Below are 20821 nucleotides of genomic sequence, written 5' to 3'. Positions count from 1 at the left end.
TATTCAGTCATGATGTATGGTTACGAATGGGACACGACCACCTGGATCACCTACACGACCTCGATCCTGCCCATCATTTTGATCGGCCTGACGGTAACGCTGAAAGCAGCCGCCGCCGGCTTTGCCATCGCGCTTATTCTGGGGCTGGTTTTTGCGCTGCTGCGCCGCAGTCGGGTGAAATTGATTTCCTGGCCGACCGCAGTTGTTGTCGAATTCCTTCGCGACACTCCGCTTCTGGTGCAGCTTTTCTTCCTCTATTACGTTCTTCCGGAATTCGGCATCGTTCTGCCGGCGTTTCTCACCGGCGCGCTGGCGCTGGGCCTTCAATATGCCGCCTATACGTCTGAGGTCTATCGCGGCGGCATGGAGGCGGTGCATCATGGCCAGTGGGAAGCCGCGACTGCGCTTAATCTGACGCGCATGCAGACGTATCGGGATATCATCATCCCGCAGGCGATCCCGCGCATAGTTCCGGCCATGGGCAACTATCTTGTCGCCATGATCAAGGAAACGCCGGTGCTTTCCGTCGTCACGGTTCTAGAGATGATGGGGCTGGCAAACATGATCGGCGAGCGCACCTTCGAATATCTGGTGCCGCTGACGCTTGTCGGCCTGATCTTCCTTCTTCTGACCATAATCTGCTCAGCAGGCCTCAGCCGCCTGCAAAGGGCGCTTCCAAAAGCAGGAATACCCTTGCGATGACAAACAATACCAATCAACCGCTGATCGAATTTTCCGATGTCACAAAGCGGTTCGGCATTTTGACGGTCCTCGACCAGTTCAATTTCAGCGTGGCAAAAGGTGAAAAAGTCACTCTTATCGGTCCTTCCGGCTCCGGTAAGTCGACGGTTCTGCGCATTCTCATGACGCTGGAACCGTTCCAGGAGGGAAAGCTGACGCTGGCGGACATTTCCTACCATCAGGCCGGCGGCAAAGGCCCCTTCCAAGCCTCGGAAAAACACCTGCGCCAGATCCGTAACCACGTCGGCATGGTTTTTCAGAGCTTCAACCTCTTCCCTCATATGACGGTGCTGCGCAACATCGTGGAGGCGCCGGTGCGTGTACTGGGCATTGCCCGGCCGGAGGCAGAAACACGGGCAATCGAACTCCTGAAGATGGTCGGCCTGTCCGACAAGAAGGATCACTATCCAGTGCAGCTTTCTGGCGGCCAGCAGCAGCGTGTCGCCATTGCCCGCTCTCTTGCCATGCGCCCGCGTGTCCTGCTTTTTGACGAACCAACCTCCGCCCTAGACCCCCAGCTGGTCGGCGAAGTGCTTTCCGTCATCCGTGGCCTGGCCCACGAGCACGATTTGACCATGTTACTTGTTACCCACGAGATGCGTTTCGCTCGGGAAGTGTCGGACCGGGTCTGCTTCTTCGACAAAGGGCGTATTTGTGAGCAAGGAACGCCAGAAGAAATCTTCGGCGCACCAAAGGAAGATCGGACCCGCGAGTTCCTGTCATCCGTTCTGCGGTAACCGCACTCTCACACGACCAGGAAACAGCCATGACCACAGCGACGACGAGGTGGCAGACGTGCTCGATGATGCTGAATAGGGTGGTCAGACCGAAGGCGACCTGAAGCAGTTCTCCGAGGCGGCTGAGCAAAATAGCCGTCGCCCGCCGCAACGTCTCGTCGCTGCGGCGGGATTAGCTCATTAATCAAGTGTTGGCGAGATTGACAACGCCGTAAGATGTTGGCATTATAGACAACAAGAAGGCGCTCACGATCACAGAACACAAAAGTGTTGGTGCCGACGGCAGCATTATCCAGTTCGTTATTTGGAAAGTTCCAACGCCTGTTCCCCCAACCGAACATGGGTTCAAATATCGCATGGTCTATGCCCAGAACGGCATTAGGGTTGTGGGCTTCGACAATGAGCGGGGTATAGGCGATCACATACATCTGTGCGGCCATGAGCTTCCTTACCGGTTCACAACAATCCACCAACTGATTGAGGACTTTTTATTTGAGGTCGAAAAACGGAGGCAGTCATGAGAACTTTGACCATCACGACAAACGCCGACTGGAAATCGGCATTACGCGTAGCAGGTAAGCGCGCTGGTATTGGCCTCGAAAGCGGTGAGTATCAGGGTGAAACGCTAAACTTTGAGACACCCGGCACATTCTTTTCGCGTCTCACCGAGCGCCGTTGGGAACTACTGAACGTCCTTCTGGGAAGTGGAACGGTTGGCGTGCGAGAGCTTGCGCGCAGACTGAACCGGGACGTCAAGCGCGTCCATGAAGATGCTGCGGTGCTAGTCGAGCTGGGACTGATTGAGAAGGACGAGCGCGGTGCATTAAGTTGCCCGTTCGAGCATATTCATATCGATATGATGATGGTGTCAGCAAGACAGGTGGCGTGATAGGAGAGAGGGCGCTGACGTTTAGCACGATTAGCGTCGATTATGGCGAGAGGAACCGCCTTCGGCCCTTCGCCTCCCGGTCCCCTCGATACGGACACGGCATTCTGTTGATCTGAACCCTTCATACTGGACCGTTTTTGGTTAGAGTGTTCCGGTGCATTTTCCTGGCTGGGAAAGGAACGGAAGACGATGAAAGCATCGCAGTTTTCGGACGCACAGAAGACGTTCATTCTGAAGCAGGGCGATGAAGGAGTGTCGGTGGCGGAAATCTGCCGGTGCCACTCCAGTTCCGCCGAAGTGCGGACGAAAATTGGCTGGTCGCCAGCACTGGCTGCGCAGCAAACCAGACACGGTTTGGCAGGCCCGACCAGATGGCCAGGAGCATTCACATGAAAGTTGAAAAAATCACTTTAAATCCAGGCGATCAGGTTCCCAACAACCAGACCTTCCCTGTCATCATCTATCGACACGTCGGCTCGCCATTCGATTGCGCTGCTTTCGAGGCACTGTTCGCACGAAACGGATGGCGCGGCATCTGGCGCAATGGTGTGTTTGCCTATCACCATTACCACAGCGGCGCGCATGAAGTTCTGGGCGTGGGGGGCGGTGAAGCGACGTTGCAGATTGGCGGGCCGGATGGGCAAACCTTGCACGTTACGCAAGGTGACTGTCTGGTCTTGCCAGCCGGTACGGGCCACATAAAGCTGAAATCCTCTGCGGATTTTCAGGTTGTCGGCGCTTATCCACCCGGCCAGGAGGCCGATGTTCAGACGTCTGCACCAACCAGCGCGATGCTTGCACAGATAAAGTCTTTGCCAAAGCCGACGACCGACCCCGTGCACGGAGCATCAGGTGGCCTGATCGATCTCTGGTGAGAATGAGCCGGGTTTTCGAAACCTGCCAGCTTCCATCACTAGTAAGAAGTATTGAGACTGCTCCGAGATTCACGCCTCGGAAAGCTCCTGCTTCACTGCTCCCCCCGCAACGCGCGCAATACTCAGGAGTCGCTCTATGTCGCGGCCAATCCGCGCCATGGCGGAGAGACCGACCATGGTCGAACTCACGAAATCCGCCAGACGCTCAGCCTCTTCCGGATGGCGCGCGGCAATATAGGAGCGGATCACGCCCTCTGCCGCCGTGTGAAAAACGCTGGCTGCGGCACGCGCCTCTTCATCATCGCAGCGCGTACCTTCCAGAACGAGGCAGCCAAGGGCTGCGGAATGAGCGGCATAACGCCTTGCCGCATCTTCCAGCAACGCCGCAAGGCATTCCCCAACCGGACGATCCGGCCGCAGGATATCGGCAAGAGGAATTGCTTCCGTGCCGGCATAGAGATCAAGAACCCTCTTGTAGAGGCCCATCTTGCTACCGAAGGCGGCATAGAAGCTCGGCGGGTTGATGCCTAACACCGAGGTGATCTCCGCGACGCCGACAGCATCAAAGCCACGCGCGTGGAAAAGCTGCTTGGCCGTGGCCACAGCCTGATCAGGATCAAAACGGCGCGGACGGCCGCGAGAGCGAAGGTTTTTTGTATCAGTCATTACATAATATCTTGACGAGTGAGCTGCTTCGTATTTATGTATCGATCATTAAATTAATTTTCAAGGTCATGGAGAGTGCTCGTGTTTCAAGGAAAATCCGTTCTGGTTCTTGGCGGCAGCCGGGGCATAGGCTCAGCCATCGTGCGGCGGTTTGCAGACGAAGGTGCAAAGGTAACGTTCACCTATGGCGCATCCCAAGGTGCGGCGGAAGAGCTGGCGAAGGCGACGGGCAGCACTGCCATACGGGCGGACAGTGCTAACCGCGACGAAGTCATCCGCGTCGTGCGTGCCACTGGTCCTCTGGACATATTGATTGTGAACTCCGGGATCGCCATTTTTGGCGATGCTCTCGAGCAGGACCCTGATGCCATCGACCGTCTGTTTCAGATCAACATCCAGACGCCCTATCACGCCTCTGTGGAGGCGGCGCGGCAGATGCCTGACGGTGGCAGGATCATCGTTATCGGCTCGGTCAATGGAGACCGGATGCCGGTGCCGGGCATGGCCTCTTACGCAGTTTCCAAATCGGCCTTGCAGGGGCTGGCGCGCGGTTTGGCACGCGATTTCGGGCCGCGCGGCATCACCATCAACGTTGTGCAGCCCGGCCCGATCGACACCGACGCGAACCCGGAAAACGGGCCGATGAAAGACCTGATGCACAGCTTCATGGCACTCAAGCGCCACGGACGGCCGGAGGAAGTGGCCGGCATGGTGGCCTGGCTTTCCGGGCCTGAAGCCGGTTTTGTGACGGGCGCGATGCACACGATCGATGGCGCATTTGGCGCCTGATAAGCAGATTGCCTGATTGTTTGCGGCCGGTTTCGGGACAGCACGATGGTGTTGCTCCCGAAACCGGCGAATAGAATGCGGCGAAGGAAATTTCGCCGCGATCTTATCGGTTTTGCCTTTGGGTGATCTATCGCGGCATTCGGGCGAAGCCCTTTGCCAAGATTGGGCCGGTTGGCCTGCCTGTTGGTGATCCGCCTGCCTGTTCAAGCGTGATCTCGTAGAGCTGGTCGCTTCTGGGGGTCGGCAAAGCCGGTCCATCGAGACGCGCTGAACGGACGCCATCGATCAGGCCGAGCGAGACCGGGCCAACATCCTTAGACGGCAATGTCCATACCTGGATCGTCTTGTCTCCAGGCACTGCAAAATCGGCCAGCATCCGCACGGTTGCTCTTTCGTTGCCAAAATCCTCAACAACGGCCTGAACCTCACCCGCCTCGTTGACGAGGACTGCGATCACCAGCGGCTCCGTTGTCCGTGTCAGGCTAAACGTAAGGCCGGCGGCGAGCACAACGGTTGCGGCAATGGCGGACACGGCAACGGCGCGCCAGCGGTTTGTGCTGTTGTCGTTTGCCGTGTGGGTGGGCTTGAGGGATGCGGATGTCGACTGGAGCGGCAGACGGGATTCGATATTGCTCCACAATTCGCCCTTGATGGCTGCCGGCTCGACGGTGGTATCGAGCGGGAGAAAACGCTCACGGCTGGCCGCGATTGCCGCCCGCAGTTCGCCATCCGATTCCATTGCCGCCTCAACAGCCGTGGCTTCGGAGGTCTCCAGCAAGCCCAATACATAGTCATCGGCGATGGCGGGAATATCTTTGCGCTCCATCATCATGCCATGCACTCCCGAAGTGCCGAAAGGCCGCGCCTGATCCAGGATTTCGTCGTTCCAAGCGGAATGCGCAACCGGCCAGCGATTTCGCCGTGGGAATATCCGGCCACGTAGGCCATCAGGATACCCTGTCTCTTTGTCTCCTCAAGACCGCCGAGACATTCATAAAGGCGTGAATTCCGATCGAGCTTCTGCCATGCGGCCATCACTTCATCTGCCTGCGCGCCATCGCGGAGCGTTTCAACATCCTCCACGGGGAGTTCACGCCTGCTGTCGCGCAGAAGATTAAGCGCCCGGTTTCTGACGATCGCGTAAATCCAGCCGCGCGCCGACCCCTGGTCTGCCCGATACTGGTGCGCATGGGTCCAGATGCGCACGAAGCTCTCCTGTACCACCTCTTCCGCCAGTTCCCTGCGCTTGACGATGCGCTCTGCCACTGCAATCAGCCGGCCTGCCTCGCGATCGAAAATAGCACGCAATGCGTTTTTGTCCCCTTTTGCGCAAGCAGTGAGCGCCCTGTGTAGATCGTCCGGCACGGAGCCCATCTGCATTTGAAACCTTTCAACGTCTGATCGCCAGCATGGTCGACTTGGGCATAATACCCATCGTGGCGGCATATGGATGCATCTCGCAAATATTTTTTCGCTGTCTGCATCCAAATGCACCCTGCCCAGTGTCTTGAATTGTGGAAGCGTCGAAAACCAACCGCTGGACGCCTTCCGAACGGTTCAACGCACGGGAGAAACACCATGAATATCATCCGCTCCACTCTGATCGCCTCCGCCGCTTTCGCAGCATCGGCAAGCATCGCGGTTTCAGCACCGGTCCTCGGGCTGACCGGCGACAAGACGCTCGTCATGTTCGACACTGACAAGCCTGCCGTCACAAAGACAATGGATGTCACCGGCGTCGACAAGCTCGTTGGTATCGATTTTCGCCCCGGGAACAAGACTGTCACCGGTGTGACGCCGGACCACCGCATCGTCTCCATCAACCTTGAGACAGGTGCTGCAACCGATGTGGCCAAGATGGACAAGATGCTGACCATGACCGACGCGCCTGTTGTGGTCGATTTCAACCCGGCTGCGGATCGTCTTCGTTTCATGACCGGCACGACCAATCACCGCGTGCATCCCGATACCGGCGCTGTGACGGTTGATGGAACACTGGCTTTTGAAGATGGCGACATGCACAAGGGAGAAACGCCAAACATCGTTGCCGCCGCCTATACCAACTCTATCGGCAAGCCGGAAAAGACGGCGATGTACAATATCGACGCGACGATCGGCGCCCTGGTTCAGCAGACGAAGCCGAATGACGGCACACTGAAGGCAATCGGCAAGCTCGGCCTCAAGGACATGCCTGCAACCTACGCATTCGATATCCACGGCGAGGAAGGCGGCAAGAACATCGCATACCTGGCCGCCGGCAACACGCTCTACACCGTTAACCTCGAAACCGGTACGGCAACCGAAATCGGCGGGATCACAGGCGCAGACAACGGCTTGCGGGATATCACTATCCTTCCTGCGATGTGATTTGGGGTCGTAGACTGGGGATTTTAGTTGTCAGGAAAGGCTGGTCCGGTTGTGCGGGCCGGCTTTTTTCATTGAATCGGTGATGTTGGCGATCAGATCTTCGGAAACAGATCTTATCGTTGGGGTGTATGACAGTCGTCCGTTAACGATCGAGCGTAAGCCAACGAAAATACTGATAACACCGACACATACACCCACCGCCGTCAAAGAACCGATAAGTCCCCGCGGCACCTTACCAGTTCCCTCAGTCTTGCCGTATCGCGCACCACAGCGTCTTCGCTTTCTTTCCATAGGCAAACACAAATACGGCACACCCGGTTCGAAATGCGTGTCTAACTCGAGATATTTTTCACCTAATGGTTGACTCCATGTGATCTATTTAAATACCTGCTACTAAAAGTTTATGCGCATATTCTAATGCTGGGGGGCATGATGGGTGGCAGGTTGAGCTCGTGGAAAGTCGCTGCAGGTCGTGCGGTGTCCTGTGTTCATACGATATCCAGAACGGGCGCCATCGCTCTTTCGCTTCTCCTTGTGATAGTGACACAGGCGCTTGCCCAGTCAGTCACGGTTTCGGCCGTCCCTGCGACGTTCAATGGCCTTGGCGATAACATCCGTTTCGATTACGTCATTGATCCCGGCTCCTACACCATCACCAGCATCAATCCCACAACCACGTCCATCAAGGGTGCAGTCGTATCCTGTCCCAGCGTGGGCAGCGGTCTTGAATGGCCCAACAAGCTGACATGTACTGCGGCTTACCGCGTCGACGAACTGGATGTCATGGCCGGGCAGTTTTCGGATTTCGCCAGTTTCTCCGGCACCCGGGTGGGCGGACATTCTTTCAGCTTTACCAGCAATACGCTCGTCGTACGCGCCGTAGCAGGCGGGCCTGTCGTCCTGTCGGTAACGTCTTCGCCCAACCCATCCTTGCCCGGCCAAGAGGTGGAAGTCACGGCAACCGTCTCCTCCATGGGCTGCAATGCCGGCCAGTCGCCTCCGGGGAGCGTCAGCATTTCCATCGGTTCCCAATCGGCCAATCTCGGCCTGGCGCCGACCGGGCCGGTGAGCCCGGCATCTTCCGCCACCTTCCGGACGACGAGCCTGTCATCCGGAACATATCCGGTAAGCGCGTCCTACACAGGAGGCAGTGGCTGCAGCACATCTTCCGCAAGCGGCTCCAATCACACGGTCGAAACCAAACCCACTGTGACGATCAATCAGGCAACAGCGCAGGCGGACCCGACGTCTCGGTCGCCGATCCTGTTCGACGTCGCTTTCGACAAACCCATTGTTGGTTTTTCCGGCGCCGATGTGCAGCTGTCCGGCACGGCCGGCGCCACCACGGCCACGATTTCTGGTTCCGGTGCAACCTATCAGGTGGCGGTGTCGGGCATGAATCGGGCCGGAACCGTTGTCGCAACGATCCCAGCCGGAAGTGTCACGACACCGGCCGGCCTCGCAAACGAGGCGTCCACGAGTTCGGACAATTCGGTCTCATACGACCCGGTCAAAATCACCCCGGTCGCGATTGCCGATCCAGCCTATCAACAGGTCTATGGTCCGGTGGGCCTGACCGCGAGCGGCGGTAGTGCGCCCTACAACTTTGCGGTCTCAGCAGGCACGCTGCCGGGCGGGCTTTCTCTTTCCAGCAACGGTGAGTTGACCGGCACTCCAACTCAGACCGGCAATTTCAGTTTTACCGTGACGGCAACCGACTCTGGTGGGGCGACCGGAGAACAATCCTATTCCGTTTCCATCGCGGCACCCGTGATAGATATAAGTCCCACTTCCATCCCCAATGCGACGTATGACATAGCCTACAACCAGACCCTAACAGCCTCGGGCGGTGCATCACCACACAGCTTCTCAGTGAGCACGGGCTCGCTGCCGCCGGGCCTTTCATTGGCTGACTCAGGCGAGCTTTCCGGCACGCCGATCTTGTCGGGCACCTATAACTTCACAGTCACCGCATCCGACGTAAATGGCCAGACGGGCAGCCGCGCTTATTCCATCAGTGTCGCATTCACTCTGCCCGATGCGCCGGTGGGTCTGATGGCAACCGCTGGTGACACCCAGGCGGCCGTGTCCTTCCAGCCGCCGCCACGCAATGGTGGTGTGGCGATCACGGGTTATATCGTGACTGCGACCCCCGCAGATGTCGCGCCGGTAGCAGGGGTGAACAGCCCCATCGTTGTCACAGGCCTAACCAACGGCCAAAGCTACACGTTCGCGGTTACCGCCGAAAATGCTGCCGGTCAGAGTGTCGCCTCCGTTCAATCAAACAGCGTCACTCCGAAAGCGTCACAGACGCTCACGTTCAACAATCCGGGGCCGCAGACATTTGGAACGACGCCCACGCTGACGGCTAGCAGCGATTCCGGATTGACTCCGATTTTTACTTCCCTCACGACCGGCACCTGCACAATTACAAGCAGTGGCCTTCTGACCTTTGTTTCTACAGGCACATGTACGATCAATGCGGATCAGCCCGGCGACAGCGATTATCTTCCTGCGGGCCAGATCACGCGCTCGTTCACCGTCAATCCACAGGCACCTGTCGCCAACGCGGTCTCGGTCAGTGTCGCACCTGATTCGTCCGACAACGTCATCGCTCTCAATGTGACGGGTGGAGACCCGGCCAGCGTCGCCATCGCCACGGCTCCGTCCAATGGCAACGCGACAGCAACCGGAACCATGATCACCTATACGCCAAGATCGGCATATACGGGTCAAGACAGTTTCACCTATACGGCAACGAATGTCAGCGGTGTGTCTGCGCCTGCAACCGTCACGGTTCTGGTCACGGCCACGACACTCGTCTTCTCTCCCCCCGCAGGACGGCTGACGGATGCATTCGTCGATATGCCCTATAGCCAGACCGTCACAGTTTCAGGCGGCAATGCACCCTATCAATATACGAGCAGCGGCGCGCTGCCCGATGGCCTCAACCTGAATTCCGCCACCGGAGAGGTCACGGGCAATCCGACGACGGAAGGAAATGCGAGCTTCAATATCACCGCACGCGACACCAACGGCGTTACCGCTTCTGCTGCCTACACCATAGCTGTCCTGGTTGCCGCGCCTGTCGCAAGCGACAGCACAGTAACCGTCGTCGCAGATAGTACCGGCAATCCCGTACCTCTCGGTATATCGGGAGGCAGGCTGGACACAATCGCTGTTATCACCGGCCCATCACACGGAACTGTGAGCGTGATCGGCGCCAGTGTTACCTACACGCCGAGCAGCGGCTATTCCGGCACCGACAGCTTTACCTATTCGGCGAGCAACTCTTCGGGCAATTCGTCCGCCACGGTCACGATCACAGTTACACCGCCAGCGGGCGCCCTCGCCCTTTCACCCCCAGGCGGAGCTTTGACGGAAGCGATGGCAGGAGAAGCTTACAGCCAGTCCATCACGGCTTCCGGCGGCACCAACCCGCTGCTCTACAGCCTTGCCGGCGGTATATTGCCAAAAGGTATGATCCTCAATCTTTCAACCGGCGAACTCACAGGTCCGCTGGAGACCGAAACCGAGGGCGACTATAGCTTTACCGTTCAGGTGCGGGACGCTCGAGGGGCAACCGCTGCAGCAGCCTATACGCTGAAAGTGAAGACCCGCGAAATCAACGTCGCCAACCGGGAGATCAGCGTAGCGCCGGGCGCAACACCGCCGAATATCAATCTCGCCACAGGCGCCACGGGCGGTCCCTTCACCGGCGCCGATCTCACCTTTGTCAGTCCTGCCAACGCCGGTCGGGCAAGCATCGTGAACGGCGAATTCGCTCAGGCCGGCGGTACGCAGGCGACGGGATTGTACCTCAAATTCATCCCCAATCCCGCATTCTCGGGTCAAGCCCGGGTGGGTTTTCGTCTCGTCAGTGCACTGGGTGCCTCCAACCAGGGGACCGTCACCTATAATCTCGGTTACGATGCTGCACAGGTGGCAGACGAGATAAATGATCTCGTGCATGGATTTGTCCGCGCCAGACAGAACATCATCGCGTCAACGATCAAGGTGCCGGGCCTTCTTGAACGGCGACAGATGGTCAACGCCACCAGTGCCGTCACTTCACGTGCAATGCCTTCCGGAGAGGGCATGGTTCTGAGTTTCGCCACCAGCCTTGCGCAGATCGAAGCTGCCCGAAACAACGCCGATGGCGTGACGAGAACGGAAATGCCGCTTTTCAACATCTGGCTTGACGGCTCGTTCCTTGTCCACAACCGGGATGAATCGGGAAGCAAATGGGGCAGCTTCGCCATGGTTTCAGCAGGTGTGGACTATTTGCTTTCCGACAAGGCACTGCTTGGTTTTTCCTTCCATTTCGACCGCATGACGGATCCGACGAACGGTGACAACGAGTTGACCGGTAACGGCTGGCTCCTTGGCCCCTATGCCTCGTTTGAAATCGCCAGAGGCGTTTTCTGGGACACCAGCCTGCTGTATGGCGGCTCTGCGAACGACATCGATACACCCTTCTGGGACGGTTCCTTCGATACCAGCCGTTGGCTTTTCGACACGTCGATCTCGGGACGCTGGGACATCAATGACGTCACGACCTTCACGCCCAGATTTCGAGGTGTTTATCTATCCGAGACTATCGAAAACTATACGGTCGGCAATGACGTTGGTGACCTGATCGAGCTGCGCGGTTTCAAGGAAGAGCAACTGCGTGTCAGCCTCGGCGCCGAGATTGCGCGCCAGATTTCCCTTGAAAACGGTTCCATCATGACACCGAAATTCGGCGGAACAGTTGGCATTTCGGGGCTGGATGGAGAAGGCGCCTTTGGCTCCCTCAGCACGGGAGTAACATTTGAGACTGCGGAAAACTGGTCCATTGACGCCGGCCTCCTTTTTAACATTGAAGGCGATGGGGAAACCTCGGCTGGTGCAAGAGTGGGTGTCAGCAAAAAGTTTTAGACCAGAGGCGTCGTCACCATCACAATCGTCGGATAACCCCTTGCAGACGATGGCACTCACCATTCGATCCTTGAACCGTCATAGGCAAAAAACTGCCCTGTTTGTGCCGGTGTGAGACCATCGATTGTTTCCATCAGGCGCGCGGCAGACTGCTGCGGGGTGAACAAGTCTTTGCCCTTCGAAAATTGCTGGGACAGCTCTGTTTCGACTGTTCCGGGATGAAGTGCCACGATGATGGCCTGTGGGTTTGTGCGGGCGATTTCGATGGCTGCGGTTCGGATGATCTGATTTTGAGCGGCCTTGGATGCTCTGTAGGAGATCCATCCGCCCAATCTGTTGTCGCCAATCGAGCCAACGCGCGCGGACAGGGAGGCGAAAATGCTTCGCCTGTCTCTGCGCAGAAGCGGGGTGAAATACTTGAGCAGCAAAGCGGGGCCTATGGCATTGACCGCAAACTGCCTCGCCATTTGAACTTCGTCGATCGCCCTTATCGATTTTTCAGGACCGGCACCATCGACCGTCAAGGCACCGGTTGCATTGAATATCAGGTCGAAGGAGCCGCGCTGAGCCTCCAGACGGGCGGCAACTTCGCGCACTCTGGTTTCGTTCGTTATGTCGAGACCATCGACGCTTCGCGAGAGCGGCAAGGCGAACGCGCAACGAGGGTCGGCCTCGAAGTACGACAACAGGGCTCCACCAATGCCGCCGGATGCGCCCAAGACGATCGCCCTGTAGCCATTTTCAAGCGACTGCATAATCGGTGCGCTCCATCAGCTGTTATTTCTGGACCGGGAATTCGAGCTTGCTGACGTCGTAGCCAAGCTCACGTGCTTTCGTGATCATTTTATTGAGCTTCGTTTTGGACGGGATGTTGCGGGCGTAGATCCACACATCGCCGGTCGACGGGTTGGCGCTGATGAACCAGGACTTATCAGGCGATTTGTAGAAAACCCAATAATTGAATGTGATGAAAAGAGGGTAGCGAACGCGCATCTTCGCATTGGTTGATCCGAAATCCTCGATCTTGCCGACGCCGTTCACCGTCTTGAGGCGACCATTCGGATTTCCTGCTCGACAGCCATCTTCTATCAGCACTTCATCCGCCGATGCTCCCTGCCGATAGGTGGAATATCCTGCAACACATCCATCTGTCAGCAACATGGGTGTACGGCCGATTTCAAGCCAGGTACCGCGGTAATGATCGAGACCCACGGCAACTGGTTTGGGGGCTGCGGAAACCGCAAAACCGGCAAACAGAAACAGCGAAAATGTCAGGGCACCAATCACGCGGTTACAATATCTAAGCATAAACTCCTCCTGTCGATGGCACGGCTCTTGTTCAGATTTCGGATCGCCGTGAAATGCCGGCATATCTAAGGGCGATAAAGACCATGAGGCTGGCGGCAGAGAACGCATTCAGATTGAGAAGCGTTGCAAGATCGTCTGCCGACCAGGATTGCAGCGGCGCGCCCAGAAACGTCCGCGAGAAAAAGAAAGCGATGAAGACGAGGATTGCCATCGCATATTGCCAGAGCTTCTCGTCTGCGCGGAACGACATGGCTGCAAGCATGATGCAGGCTGCGAAGAAAAATTCGGTGCCAGAAGCCTGGCCGAATAGTTTGGTTTCAAACAGCGTGTCGATTGTTCCCACCAAAGGGAGAGCGAGGCGCGCGGCCAACGGGGATTTTTTCGCCAGGAATGGTATCGCGAGAAAGAATGGCACCGACAATAGGGTGACAAGCGATGCCGCAGCTCCGTCATCGACCAGATACCACACGTAAAGCGGATAAAATGGCTTGTTGAGGATGATGACCCAGGCAACGGTTATGGTTGCTCGCGTCAGATCATCTCTTGCAGCAGACCCTGCATTTGCGGGCTGGCTAGCGCGGCTTTGAATCTCCATCGGACCCAGATTCGTCTCCCTTTTCGCCTGAACATTGAAGGCGCAAGCCATGTACGAAAGGCGAGCCAATTTGGTTTCATCCTGCCAAGAAAACTTTAGTCATCCTGTTCGTCACCATTGTTGCGACGCTGGGACCATACCCCGCCAATGAACCACGACTGAATAATCTCTTCAGCTTCCGTTCCAACGGGACCGTCTACAACAAAGACGTTCAACCGCGGTCTTATCCGCCTGAGGAGACAGTCATGATCCGTACGTCTTTCGTTGCAATTGCACTCTCCGCTCTCGTTGGCTTCACCGCCACGGCTCCCGCCATGGCCAACGATGTGCGCATCGAACAATATGGGTGGTCGAACTCTGCCGGTGGTGCACAGGAAGGTTATGGCAACCGGATCCGCACCTACCAGAACGGCGGCTATAACCGGATCGTCGGCCATCAATATGGTCGTCACAACCTTTCGGCTGTCGGTCAGGAGGGGCATGACAATTACGGCTCAACCTATCAGAACGGCAGCCGCAACGTGGCGGGCATCGGCCAGTTCGGCTCAAACCACACCACCATCCTGACTCAGGACGGCAACGGCAACATCGCGGCCGGTGTTCAGGTTGGCCGTGGCTGCAGCGCCAATGTGAACCAGGGCGGCAATGACAATGTAGCGGCTTTTGTGCAGGCCTGCCCTTAAGCCGCCGCAGGCCTTGACGTGCAACTGGTCGAGATCAAGTCAACAGATCATCAAGGAGACTAGCCATGCCCCATAGCGTCACACATCCACGCCGCCTGGCGGCTATCCTTGCCGTTGCATTGCTTCCCTTCGGCGCCATTGCAGCCATGTCGACCGCAAATGACCTGAGCGAAGGCAAGCTTTGCGAGATCAAGGCAACACCACAGGCGGGCATGGTCAGGCTGGAGGCCTTCGCAAAGGGCAATACCGGTGCTGGAGGTACCTATGCCTTTCACGTCGAAAATTCAGGAGGCAGCGGGAGTTCCGTCATCAACCAGGGCGGCGGCTTTGATGCCGCTGCCGGGCGTTCGCAACTTCTGAGTTCCGTAACGCTTGGCGCGAAGGGAGCGCAGTACAAGGCAGTGCTGGATCTCGAAATCGATGGCAGGCGCTTCAGCTGCACGAAGCAGGTTGGCGGCGACTAGGCTGACCTCAACTATACATTTCCACCAGAGAGGGCGCCAGTTGAGCGCCCTTTTCTTTGATCCTCGTGCAGCGACTGAACGACATGTGAATGGGCAATTCCGTTCGGGTTCAGTTGCAGGATGCGAGAGTGGATCATCGGCAAAGGCACTGACAGAATGGAGATCAGAATGACCCGCAACGTGTTGAAACTTCTCACCGTTACTCTGCTTGTCGGAGGCCTTGCGCCGCTCGGATTTACGGCTCCCGCCCATGCCGGTGGCCGCATTTCCTTTGACCTCGCGCCCGGCAATTCCGGGGATGGGGATCTGTTCTCAACCGGTCTGCGCGCCTACTCGCTTTATCGCGATCTGAAAGACGCAGACATCCGGCAATTGGGCCGGGGAAATGCGGCAGGCATCGCCCAGAACGGTCGCGGCAATCTCGGCTTTATCCGGCAGCGGGGCAACGGCCATTCCGCAACGCTGCAGCAAAACGGCAATAACAATGCCTATGGCATTTTCCAGTATGGGCGGAACACCGAAACCAACGTGGAGCAGAACGGAGACAACGGCAGCGGCCTGACATTCAGCTACGGCTGGTAAGTGATAGTTTAAAGTAAGCTGAGAAACGCGGCAGGCTTCACGTCGTTTCCGATAGCTCGCTTTCGTCGCTCTTATCATTGGCACTATTGCCGCATGGACCGGCGGCGCTGCCGGCACCACGCGGAGCTGGGTTTACGAGCCACGTCATGACCGAGACATGCGCAGGGACAGCTCTGATCGCGTATCCCGCCGTCGGCAAAAGCAGAGAAAGGGCCGCGTTAGCTCAGGCGGTTCAAAAACAGAGCCGCCTTTGCCCTGATATCATGGCGGACGTCTTCGCTCATCCGGTACCATGTGGCATAGGGCTGCGCCAGCCGATGGTTGGATTTCAGCCTTTCACGGTTGCGGGCCAGAAAATCCCAGTATAGCGCGTTGAATGGACAGGCCTTGTCACCGAGACGCTCCTTGGGATCATAGCGGCAACTACTGCAATAGTCCGACATGCGATTGATGTAGTTGCCACTTGCGGCATAGGGCTTTGTCCCGAGAAAGCCGCCATCGGCGAACTGGCTCATGCCGATCACATTCGGCAGCTCAACCCATTCATAGGCATCCGCATAGACCTCCAGATACCATTGATGAACGGCGTTCGGATCAATGCCGGCGAGAAGGGCAAAATTTCCCGTGATCATCAGGCGCTGGATATGGTGAGCATAGGCATTTTCGATGGTTTCCGTAATTACGGTCGCCATGCAGTTCATGTGGGTTTTGCCCGTCCAGTAAAAGCCCGGCAGCGGCCTGTCGTTTTGGAAGAAATTGCTGTCGACATAGTCCGGCCCCGCAAACCAGTAGATGCCACGCATATATTCCCGCCAGCCGATGATCTGGCGAATGAAACCCTCGACGGCATTGAGCGGTGCCGCGCCCTCGTAGTAGGCGCGCTCCGCCGCCCTGCAGACCTCCAGCGCGTCCAGCAGCCCGCAATTGATGTAAAAAGACAGAAGCGAGTGGTTGAGATACGGGTCATCCTGCAGCATGGCATCTTGCGTGGCGCCGAAATTCATCAGGAAATCGTCTATGAAGGCACTGAGCGCCCGCTCGGCATCGGCGCGGGTGACGGCGAAACCAAAGTTCTCAAGCTTGCCGAAATTGTCGGGAAACAGCCGCTCGACGGTGTCGATGACATCCCTTGTTATCCTGTCCGGTGCGAAGACAGGGTGTCTTGGCCTCAGCAGGTCCGGCTTGGCGGGGCTGCGGTTTTCCGAGTCAAAATTCCAGCGTCCACCGACCGGCTCTTCGCCATTCATCAACAGGCCAGTCTTGCGACGCATTTCCCGGTAGAAATATTCCATCGTCAGGCTTTTGCGCCCGGCCGCCCAGCGCTCGAACTCCTCATGGCCGGCAAGAAAGCGCCGATCAGGGCGGATATCGACCTCGATGTTGAAGGCACTGGCGAAGTGCTCGATCTCTGATTTGACGCGCCATTCTCCAGCTTCGGTGACGCAAATCCTGGAAGGGGTCAGGTCGTTTAACGCCCGCTGCACCTCGCCGGAGAAGGAGCCCGCATTGTCGCGATCATCAATCCGCGTGTAGCGAACCCGGTATCCTTCGCCACGCAGTTCCTCGGCGAAGTGGCGCATGGCGGAAAAGATGAAGGCGATCTTCTTTTTGTGATGGCCGACATAGGTAGCCTCCGCCATTACCTCGCAAAGCAGGATCGTGTCGCGCGTCTTGTCGACACCATCCAGCGAAGATAGGGAGAAAGATAATTGATCGCCGAGGATCAAGACCAGTTGAGACACCGACAATTTCCTTCAAACCCGACATAATCATCACCTGCGCAAGATCACGGGCTAGACGCCCACTCCCTCTTCAGGGTGGCATAGATGAATTCATCCCCCCAGGTGCCGCCAAACCGGTCATTCTCGATCAAATGCGCTTCTTTGCGCAGGCCAAGGCGTTCAACAACGCCGATCGATCCGTGGTTCAGGGCATCCAGCCGCGCGAAAATCCGGTGATATCCGAGCGTCTCGAAGCCGAGGCTTATCATGGCCCGGACGGCTTCCGTCGCATATCCCTTACCTGAAAAATCAGGATTGAAGACATAACCGACTTCCGCTTGCAAAGCCGCCTTGCTCGCGATTTTAAGCAGGACTTCGCCGATCAACGTGTCGTCGTCGCTGCGCGTAACGGCAAGTCGCAACGTATCGCCGTCCTCTGCGAACGGAGCCTCGAGCAGCGCTGCGAATTGCGTTTTCACCGCATCATCCGAAGGCGGTGCGGCATAGAGGAAACGGTAGACGTCATCGCGCGTGTGGTAATCGGCGTATGATGCGAGATCAGCGGCCTGGAATTTACGAAGGATCAGCCGGTCGGTCTTTATCGGTAGGTAGTTCTCAGGGTTCATTTATGCGCACTTTCAATAATGCGCGATATCTGGGGTCGCGGGCACCTGATCGCAAGAGAGACCTCCATCGAGATCGTTCAGAGTATCTGGTCCACCAATGCGCTAGTCGGAAAGGGTGGCCAGAAGCTTTCCGCCTCTGTTCAGCACGCTTGATCGAAGCGACACCGGTTCAGAACCGGACGCGGAAGATGGTGTTATCAACCATGCACCGGGATAATCAGTCCGGATGTGCCGGGGATTGAGGCGAATTCCACTGCCGGCTGCGAAGTGGAGCGCGCCCGCTGTTGCTTCCTTCGACAAAACCGCGCTTCGGATTTCATAGAGTTTTCTTTCGCCATCAAGGGCGAGCGTGACATCCTCAAGAGCGAAATCATCAATGCGGATAGCCTGGCCCGTGGGCGTGTCGAGAACCCACCTGTCGGAATCGATGAAACCGTCAGTATAGACATTGCCGGTGGAGGCACGCAGAAACGTCCCCTTCGGCAAGCCAATGCCATCGACGATATTCCCGTCGGCAAGGACACATCGGCTGAAAGCGGATACATCCCCGTCAGCCTTCAGGTCGAACTCCACCGGTTGTGCCGCATCGCAGCGCCAGCCGCTCTGCAGGGTCACGCCGTTGCCCGTCACCCGCATCGTCTCTGGAACAAAGCCGACGGTCTCATAATTCCCGTTGGTTTTTATCGCGATATAGCGTGCGATCTCGACGGCATCGACATTCGCGACCCGCACGGGATGGGGGAAGACCGCGCGGTTGAAGGATTCCCTGGTGTCGGCCACGGCCAGTTCAAGTTTCGTGCCTTCGGGCATGTCGATCTGGCCAAGGCGCACCGGCTCCCCAAGCTCCGGGCGATAGCTAGACGCCATTTCCCTGTCATAGGCACGCATCTGGAGATAGAAATTACCGAACTGCCAAAGTGTAAAAATCGCAATGGCGGTCGCCAGGCCATAGGGCAGCATCATCGGGCGCGCCCAGCGGCCTCCTGCGTATCGTGCAATCAAAACCATTGTCCAGATACCCCATACAAGTGTCGTGGCAAGAAGGAAGGCAAGCAAAAGCAGCGTTTCGACGGAGGGTAGTGCAACTGGGATCATGCGAACCAACGAAATGATGTGGATCGATTGCGATCCTGACAGGCAAGATAGCTCTATCCGACGAATGGTGCATTGTTCAACGGCCTGATCTGCCGGCAGGCACGCCATTGAATTCGATCCTGATGCCTCAGCCTATCGCAAAACGTCCGGTCAGGACGATGGGCGGGCGGCATATTGCTCGAATTCGACGAGGCTCGTCGGCCTCGCAAAAAGATAGCCCTGAAACAATCGGCAGCCGTAGGACAGCATCATCCGCAGTTCCGCCTCGGTCTCCACGCCTTCGGCCAGAACTTCCAGTGAAAGGTCGTGCCCCATCTGGACGATGTTTCGCGTGATTGTCGCCATACGCCCGCTTTCGGTCACCCCCGTCACGAAGCTGCGATCAATCTTGATCTGTTTGAGCGGCAATTGCCGCAGGTAGCTCAGTGAGGAGTAGCCAGTGCCGAAATCGTCGAGTGAAATCGTGAAGCCGGAACGATCAAGGAGCTTCATTTTCGCGATCGCTGCTTCTATGTCGAATAGGAAAACGCTCTCGGTCAGCTCCAGCTTGAGAAGCTGTGGCTTGATGCCCTGAGACGAGGCGGCATCAAGAAGCTGCCCGGAAAATCCCGCGTCGACGAAATGATCGGCAGTGATGTTGATCGACAAGGTGAGATTCTGGGTTGCCGGGTTCTCCTGCCATCTCGCAAGTGTCTTGCAGGCTTCGGCAATGACCCAAGCGCCGATTGTCGGCATGAAACCGGTTTGCTGCGCAAGCGCGATGAAATCGGCTGGCGGGATGTATCCCCTTTTCGGGTGGTTCCACCGCAACAGCGCCTCTGCGCCAAGCAGCGTGCCGTCTGCGCGGACCTGCGCCTGGTAGAAAAGTTCAAACTGGCCATTCGAAAGCGCGGAGCGCAGTTCCAGGGCTTTTTTCGTATGACTGCGAAACTGCGCCTGCATGGCGGCGACACCGCCACACAGCATCAACGCTGCGAAAACGCTGTTGAACCAGGCGCTGATGCTGCGCACATCCTGCGGCATGGGAGTGCTGAACGAAAAACGCGCGGCGGACGCGCAGAAATAAACAAAGGCCGCGAGACTTGCCGCGATGACCAGAAACTGGGCGGCGGAACGCTGGCGTTGAAAATTCATGTAGCCGACGAAGATGATGACGAGCAGGTAGAGATGCGTCGTCCTCGGTATGGTATCGTCTGAGACATCGATAGCGACGGAATACCAGCAGACGAACAGGATACAGGCGCTCTGTGCCAGAATGAGTCCGAGGGAAAAGTGGCCCATCAGGCAAGTCAGCCAGCACGGCACGATCGCAACCCCTAGAATGAGGAGGCTGAGCGCAATGCCCCATCTTTCCGTGAGAATGAAAAACACGAACCAGCCAGTCGCCAGCGCCACGCCCATCCAGGCTGCAACTCGACACAGGAGAAGAAGATGCTGCGAATATTCCTCTCGGTCTTTTGTTTTCTGAAAAGGCATGCTGACCCTTGGCTTGGACTACGGGGCGGGCCCGCTCCTTGATGCAAAAGCCGAACGGAAGCTAGACGAGGTCGCCGAACTTCGCAGATTTCAAAAAACGGGGTTAAGCAAACAGGAATGAAGTACACAAATTTTGCACGATCAAATCAGGCACAATCAATCGTATATCCATTTTTCCCGCTTCGCCGGCCTCAGCGGCCTGCGCCAACCGAGGAGACACCTTCGCCGCATCGCGACGAAGGGCGAAGCGGCGCCGGATTGGTTCGCATGCGCGTGTTTGCAGCGAT

21 protein-coding genes are annotated in these 20821 nt (G+C 57.2%); 11 read left to right on the top strand and 10 right to left on the bottom strand.

From position 1 onward, the window contains the following. Positions 1–9: 9 nt before the first annotated feature. From ehuD to AC5SEO_RS23450, 5 genes are all read left to right on the top strand, one after another. Positions 10–702 carry an ectoine/hydroxyectoine ABC transporter permease subunit EhuD gene (gene ehuD, locus AC5SEO_RS23470; protein ID WP_004431448.1) on the top strand — a complete coding sequence of 231 codons (693 nt, stop codon included), beginning with the start codon at positions 10–12 and terminating at the stop codon, positions 700–702. After that, complete coding sequence (gene ehuA / locus AC5SEO_RS23465) at positions 699–1478, top strand: ectoine/hydroxyectoine ABC transporter ATP-binding protein EhuA (RefSeq protein WP_495364082.1); 780 nt, start codon at positions 699–701, stop codon at positions 1476–1478. The genes ehuD and ehuA overlap by 4 nt, the downstream gene beginning before the upstream one ends. Positions 1479–1702: 224 nt before the next feature. After that, entirely contained in the window at positions 1703–1999 is a 297-nt protein-coding gene (locus AC5SEO_RS23460) for a toxin-antitoxin system TumE family protein (RefSeq protein WP_495364090.1), read from the top strand. Beyond that, on the top strand, positions 1996–2367 hold the full coding sequence (locus AC5SEO_RS23455; protein WP_065705564.1) for an HVO_A0114 family putative DNA-binding protein: 372 nt from the start codon (positions 1996–1998) through the stop codon (positions 2365–2367). The genes AC5SEO_RS23460 and AC5SEO_RS23455 overlap by 4 nt, the downstream gene beginning before the upstream one ends. A gap of 389 nt (positions 2368–2756) precedes the next feature. Continuing rightward, complete coding sequence (locus tag AC5SEO_RS23450) at positions 2757–3242, top strand: cupin (RefSeq protein ID WP_035200458.1); 486 nt, start codon at positions 2757–2759, stop codon at positions 3240–3242. Between the two features lie 69 nt (positions 3243–3311). Here the strand turns inward: AC5SEO_RS23450 and AC5SEO_RS23445 are convergent, their stop codons facing one another. Then, entirely contained in the window at positions 3312–3908 is a 597-nt protein-coding gene (locus AC5SEO_RS23445; RefSeq protein WP_035200456.1) for a TetR/AcrR family transcriptional regulator, read from the bottom strand. Positions 3909–3989: 81 nt separating this feature from the next. On the opposite strand from AC5SEO_RS23445, the gene bdcA reads away from it, so the two are divergent. Beyond that, positions 3990–4697, top strand: a complete 708-nt coding sequence (bdcA, locus tag AC5SEO_RS23440; protein WP_495364080.1) for an SDR family oxidoreductase — start codon at positions 3990–3992, stop codon at positions 4695–4697. A 127-nt stretch (positions 4698–4824) separates the two neighbouring features. Here the strand turns inward: bdcA and AC5SEO_RS23435 are convergent, their stop codons facing one another. After that, a complete protein-coding gene (locus AC5SEO_RS23435) occupies positions 4825–5529 on the bottom strand; it encodes an anti-sigma factor domain-containing protein (RefSeq protein ID WP_112675472.1) in 705 nt (234 codons plus the stop codon). Beyond that, positions 5526–6071, bottom strand: coding sequence for a sigma-70 family RNA polymerase sigma factor (locus AC5SEO_RS23430; RefSeq protein WP_025594844.1), 546 nt, complete (start codon positions 6069–6071; stop codon positions 5526–5528). The genes AC5SEO_RS23435 and AC5SEO_RS23430 overlap by 4 nt, the downstream gene beginning before the upstream one ends. A gap of 204 nt (positions 6072–6275) precedes the next feature. On the opposite strand from AC5SEO_RS23430, the gene AC5SEO_RS23425 reads away from it, so the two are divergent. Then, positions 6276–7064, top strand: a complete 789-nt coding sequence (locus AC5SEO_RS23425; protein ID WP_495364079.1) for a DUF4394 domain-containing protein — start codon at positions 6276–6278, stop codon at positions 7062–7064. A gap of 432 nt (positions 7065–7496) precedes the next feature. Further along, positions 7497–11984 carry a putative Ig domain-containing protein gene (locus tag AC5SEO_RS23420; RefSeq protein ID WP_495364078.1) on the top strand — a complete coding sequence of 1496 codons (4488 nt, stop codon included), beginning with the start codon at positions 7497–7499 and terminating at the stop codon, positions 11982–11984. Between the two features lie 56 nt (positions 11985–12040). Here the strand turns inward: AC5SEO_RS23420 and AC5SEO_RS23415 are convergent, their stop codons facing one another. Genes AC5SEO_RS23415 through AC5SEO_RS23405 form a run of 3 tightly spaced genes read right to left on the bottom strand, consistent with a single transcriptional unit; the run spans position 12041 to position 13887 of the window. Then, on the bottom strand, positions 12041–12742 hold the full coding sequence (locus tag AC5SEO_RS23415; protein ID WP_162719897.1) for an SDR family oxidoreductase: 702 nt from the start codon (positions 12740–12742) through the stop codon (positions 12041–12043). Between the two features lie 19 nt (positions 12743–12761). Continuing rightward, entirely contained in the window at positions 12762–13292 is a 531-nt protein-coding gene (locus tag AC5SEO_RS23410; protein WP_035200449.1) for a lipocalin family protein, read from the bottom strand. A 31-nt stretch (positions 13293–13323) separates the two neighbouring features. Further along, entirely contained in the window at positions 13324–13887 is a 564-nt protein-coding gene (locus AC5SEO_RS23405; protein WP_076845953.1) for a hypothetical protein, read from the bottom strand. Positions 13888–14132: 245 nt separating this feature from the next. Between AC5SEO_RS23405 and AC5SEO_RS23400 the strand changes: the two genes are divergently transcribed. From AC5SEO_RS23400 to AC5SEO_RS23390, 3 genes are all read left to right on the top strand, one after another. Further along, on the top strand, positions 14133–14570 hold the full coding sequence (locus tag AC5SEO_RS23400) for a curlin (RefSeq protein ID WP_013761025.1): 438 nt from the start codon (positions 14133–14135) through the stop codon (positions 14568–14570). Positions 14571–14635: 65 nt separating this feature from the next. Further along, positions 14636–15034 carry a curli-like amyloid fiber formation chaperone CsgH gene (csgH, locus tag AC5SEO_RS23395; RefSeq protein WP_065661939.1) on the top strand — a complete coding sequence of 133 codons (399 nt, stop codon included), beginning with the start codon at positions 14636–14638 and terminating at the stop codon, positions 15032–15034. Between the two features lie 168 nt (positions 15035–15202). After that, on the top strand, positions 15203–15616 hold the full coding sequence (locus AC5SEO_RS23390) for a curlin (RefSeq protein ID WP_162685982.1): 414 nt from the start codon (positions 15203–15205) through the stop codon (positions 15614–15616). Positions 15617–15834: 218 nt separating this feature from the next. On the opposite strand, the gene phrB is transcribed toward AC5SEO_RS23390, so the two are convergent. From phrB to AC5SEO_RS23370, 4 genes are all read right to left on the bottom strand, one after another. Then, positions 15835–17358, bottom strand: a complete 1524-nt coding sequence (phrB, locus tag AC5SEO_RS23385; protein WP_495364077.1) for a (6-4)DNA photolyase — start codon at positions 17356–17358, stop codon at positions 15835–15837. 44 nt (positions 17359–17402) lie between these two features. After that, positions 17403–17963, bottom strand: a complete 561-nt coding sequence (locus AC5SEO_RS23380; protein ID WP_035200443.1) for a GNAT family N-acetyltransferase — start codon at positions 17961–17963, stop codon at positions 17403–17405. A 102-nt stretch (positions 17964–18065) separates the two neighbouring features. Then, entirely contained in the window at positions 18066–19058 is a 993-nt protein-coding gene (locus tag AC5SEO_RS23375) for a hypothetical protein (protein ID WP_035200441.1), read from the bottom strand. 150 nt (positions 19059–19208) lie between these two features. Beyond that, positions 19209–20534, bottom strand: a complete 1326-nt coding sequence (locus tag AC5SEO_RS23370; protein ID WP_113473428.1) for a putative bifunctional diguanylate cyclase/phosphodiesterase — start codon at positions 20532–20534, stop codon at positions 19209–19211. Positions 20535–20821 lie beyond the last annotated feature (287 nt).

The organism is Agrobacterium sp. K11 (assembly GCF_059429395.1).
The sequence above is the reverse complement of the archived record's forward strand: the minus strand, read 5'-3'. Positions and strand labels throughout refer to the sequence as shown.

Excerpts from the sequence above, each read along its gene's own strand:
- AC5SEO_RS23455 (WP_065705564.1), top strand. The coding sequence starts at position 1,996 with ATGAGAACTTTGACCATCACGACAAACGCCGACTGGAAATCGGCATTA.
- AC5SEO_RS23380 (WP_035200443.1), bottom strand. The coding sequence starts at position 17,963 with ATGAACCCTGAGAACTACCTACCGATAAAGACCGACCGGCTGATCCTT.
- AC5SEO_RS23425 (WP_495364079.1), top strand. The coding sequence starts at position 6,276 with ATGAATATCATCCGCTCCACTCTGATCGCCTCCGCCGCTTTCGCAGCA.
- AC5SEO_RS23430 (WP_025594844.1), bottom strand. The coding sequence starts at position 6,071 with ATGGGCTCCGTGCCGGACGATCTACACAGGGCGCTCACTGCTTGCGCA.
- AC5SEO_RS23420 (WP_495364078.1), top strand. The coding sequence starts at position 7,497 with ATGGGTGGCAGGTTGAGCTCGTGGAAAGTCGCTGCAGGTCGTGCGGTG.
- AC5SEO_RS23435 (WP_112675472.1), bottom strand. The coding sequence starts at position 5,529 with ATGATGATGGAGCGCAAAGATATTCCCGCCATCGCCGATGACTATGTA.
- csgH (WP_065661939.1), top strand. The coding sequence starts at position 14,636 with ATGCCCCATAGCGTCACACATCCACGCCGCCTGGCGGCTATCCTTGCC.
- ehuA (WP_495364082.1), top strand. The coding sequence starts at position 699 with ATGACAAACAATACCAATCAACCGCTGATCGAATTTTCCGATGTCACA.
- AC5SEO_RS23410 (WP_035200449.1), bottom strand. The coding sequence starts at position 13,292 with ATGCTTAGATATTGTAACCGCGTGATTGGTGCCCTGACATTTTCGCTG.
- AC5SEO_RS23400 (WP_013761025.1), top strand. The coding sequence starts at position 14,133 with ATGATCCGTACGTCTTTCGTTGCAATTGCACTCTCCGCTCTCGTTGGC.
- AC5SEO_RS23450 (WP_035200458.1), top strand. The coding sequence starts at position 2,757 with ATGAAAGTTGAAAAAATCACTTTAAATCCAGGCGATCAGGTTCCCAAC.
- AC5SEO_RS23370 (WP_113473428.1), bottom strand. The coding sequence starts at position 20,534 with ATGCCTTTTCAGAAAACAAAAGACCGAGAGGAATATTCGCAGCATCTT.
- AC5SEO_RS23390 (WP_162685982.1), top strand. The coding sequence starts at position 15,203 with ATGACCCGCAACGTGTTGAAACTTCTCACCGTTACTCTGCTTGTCGGA.
- AC5SEO_RS23375 (WP_035200441.1), bottom strand. The coding sequence starts at position 19,058 with ATGATCCCAGTTGCACTACCCTCCGTCGAAACGCTGCTTTTGCTTGCC.
- AC5SEO_RS23405 (WP_076845953.1), bottom strand. The coding sequence starts at position 13,887 with ATGGAGATTCAAAGCCGCGCTAGCCAGCCCGCAAATGCAGGGTCTGCT.
- AC5SEO_RS23445 (WP_035200456.1), bottom strand. The coding sequence starts at position 3,908 with ATGACTGATACAAAAAACCTTCGCTCTCGCGGCCGTCCGCGCCGTTTT.
- ehuD (WP_004431448.1), top strand. The coding sequence starts at position 10 with ATGATGTATGGTTACGAATGGGACACGACCACCTGGATCACCTACACG.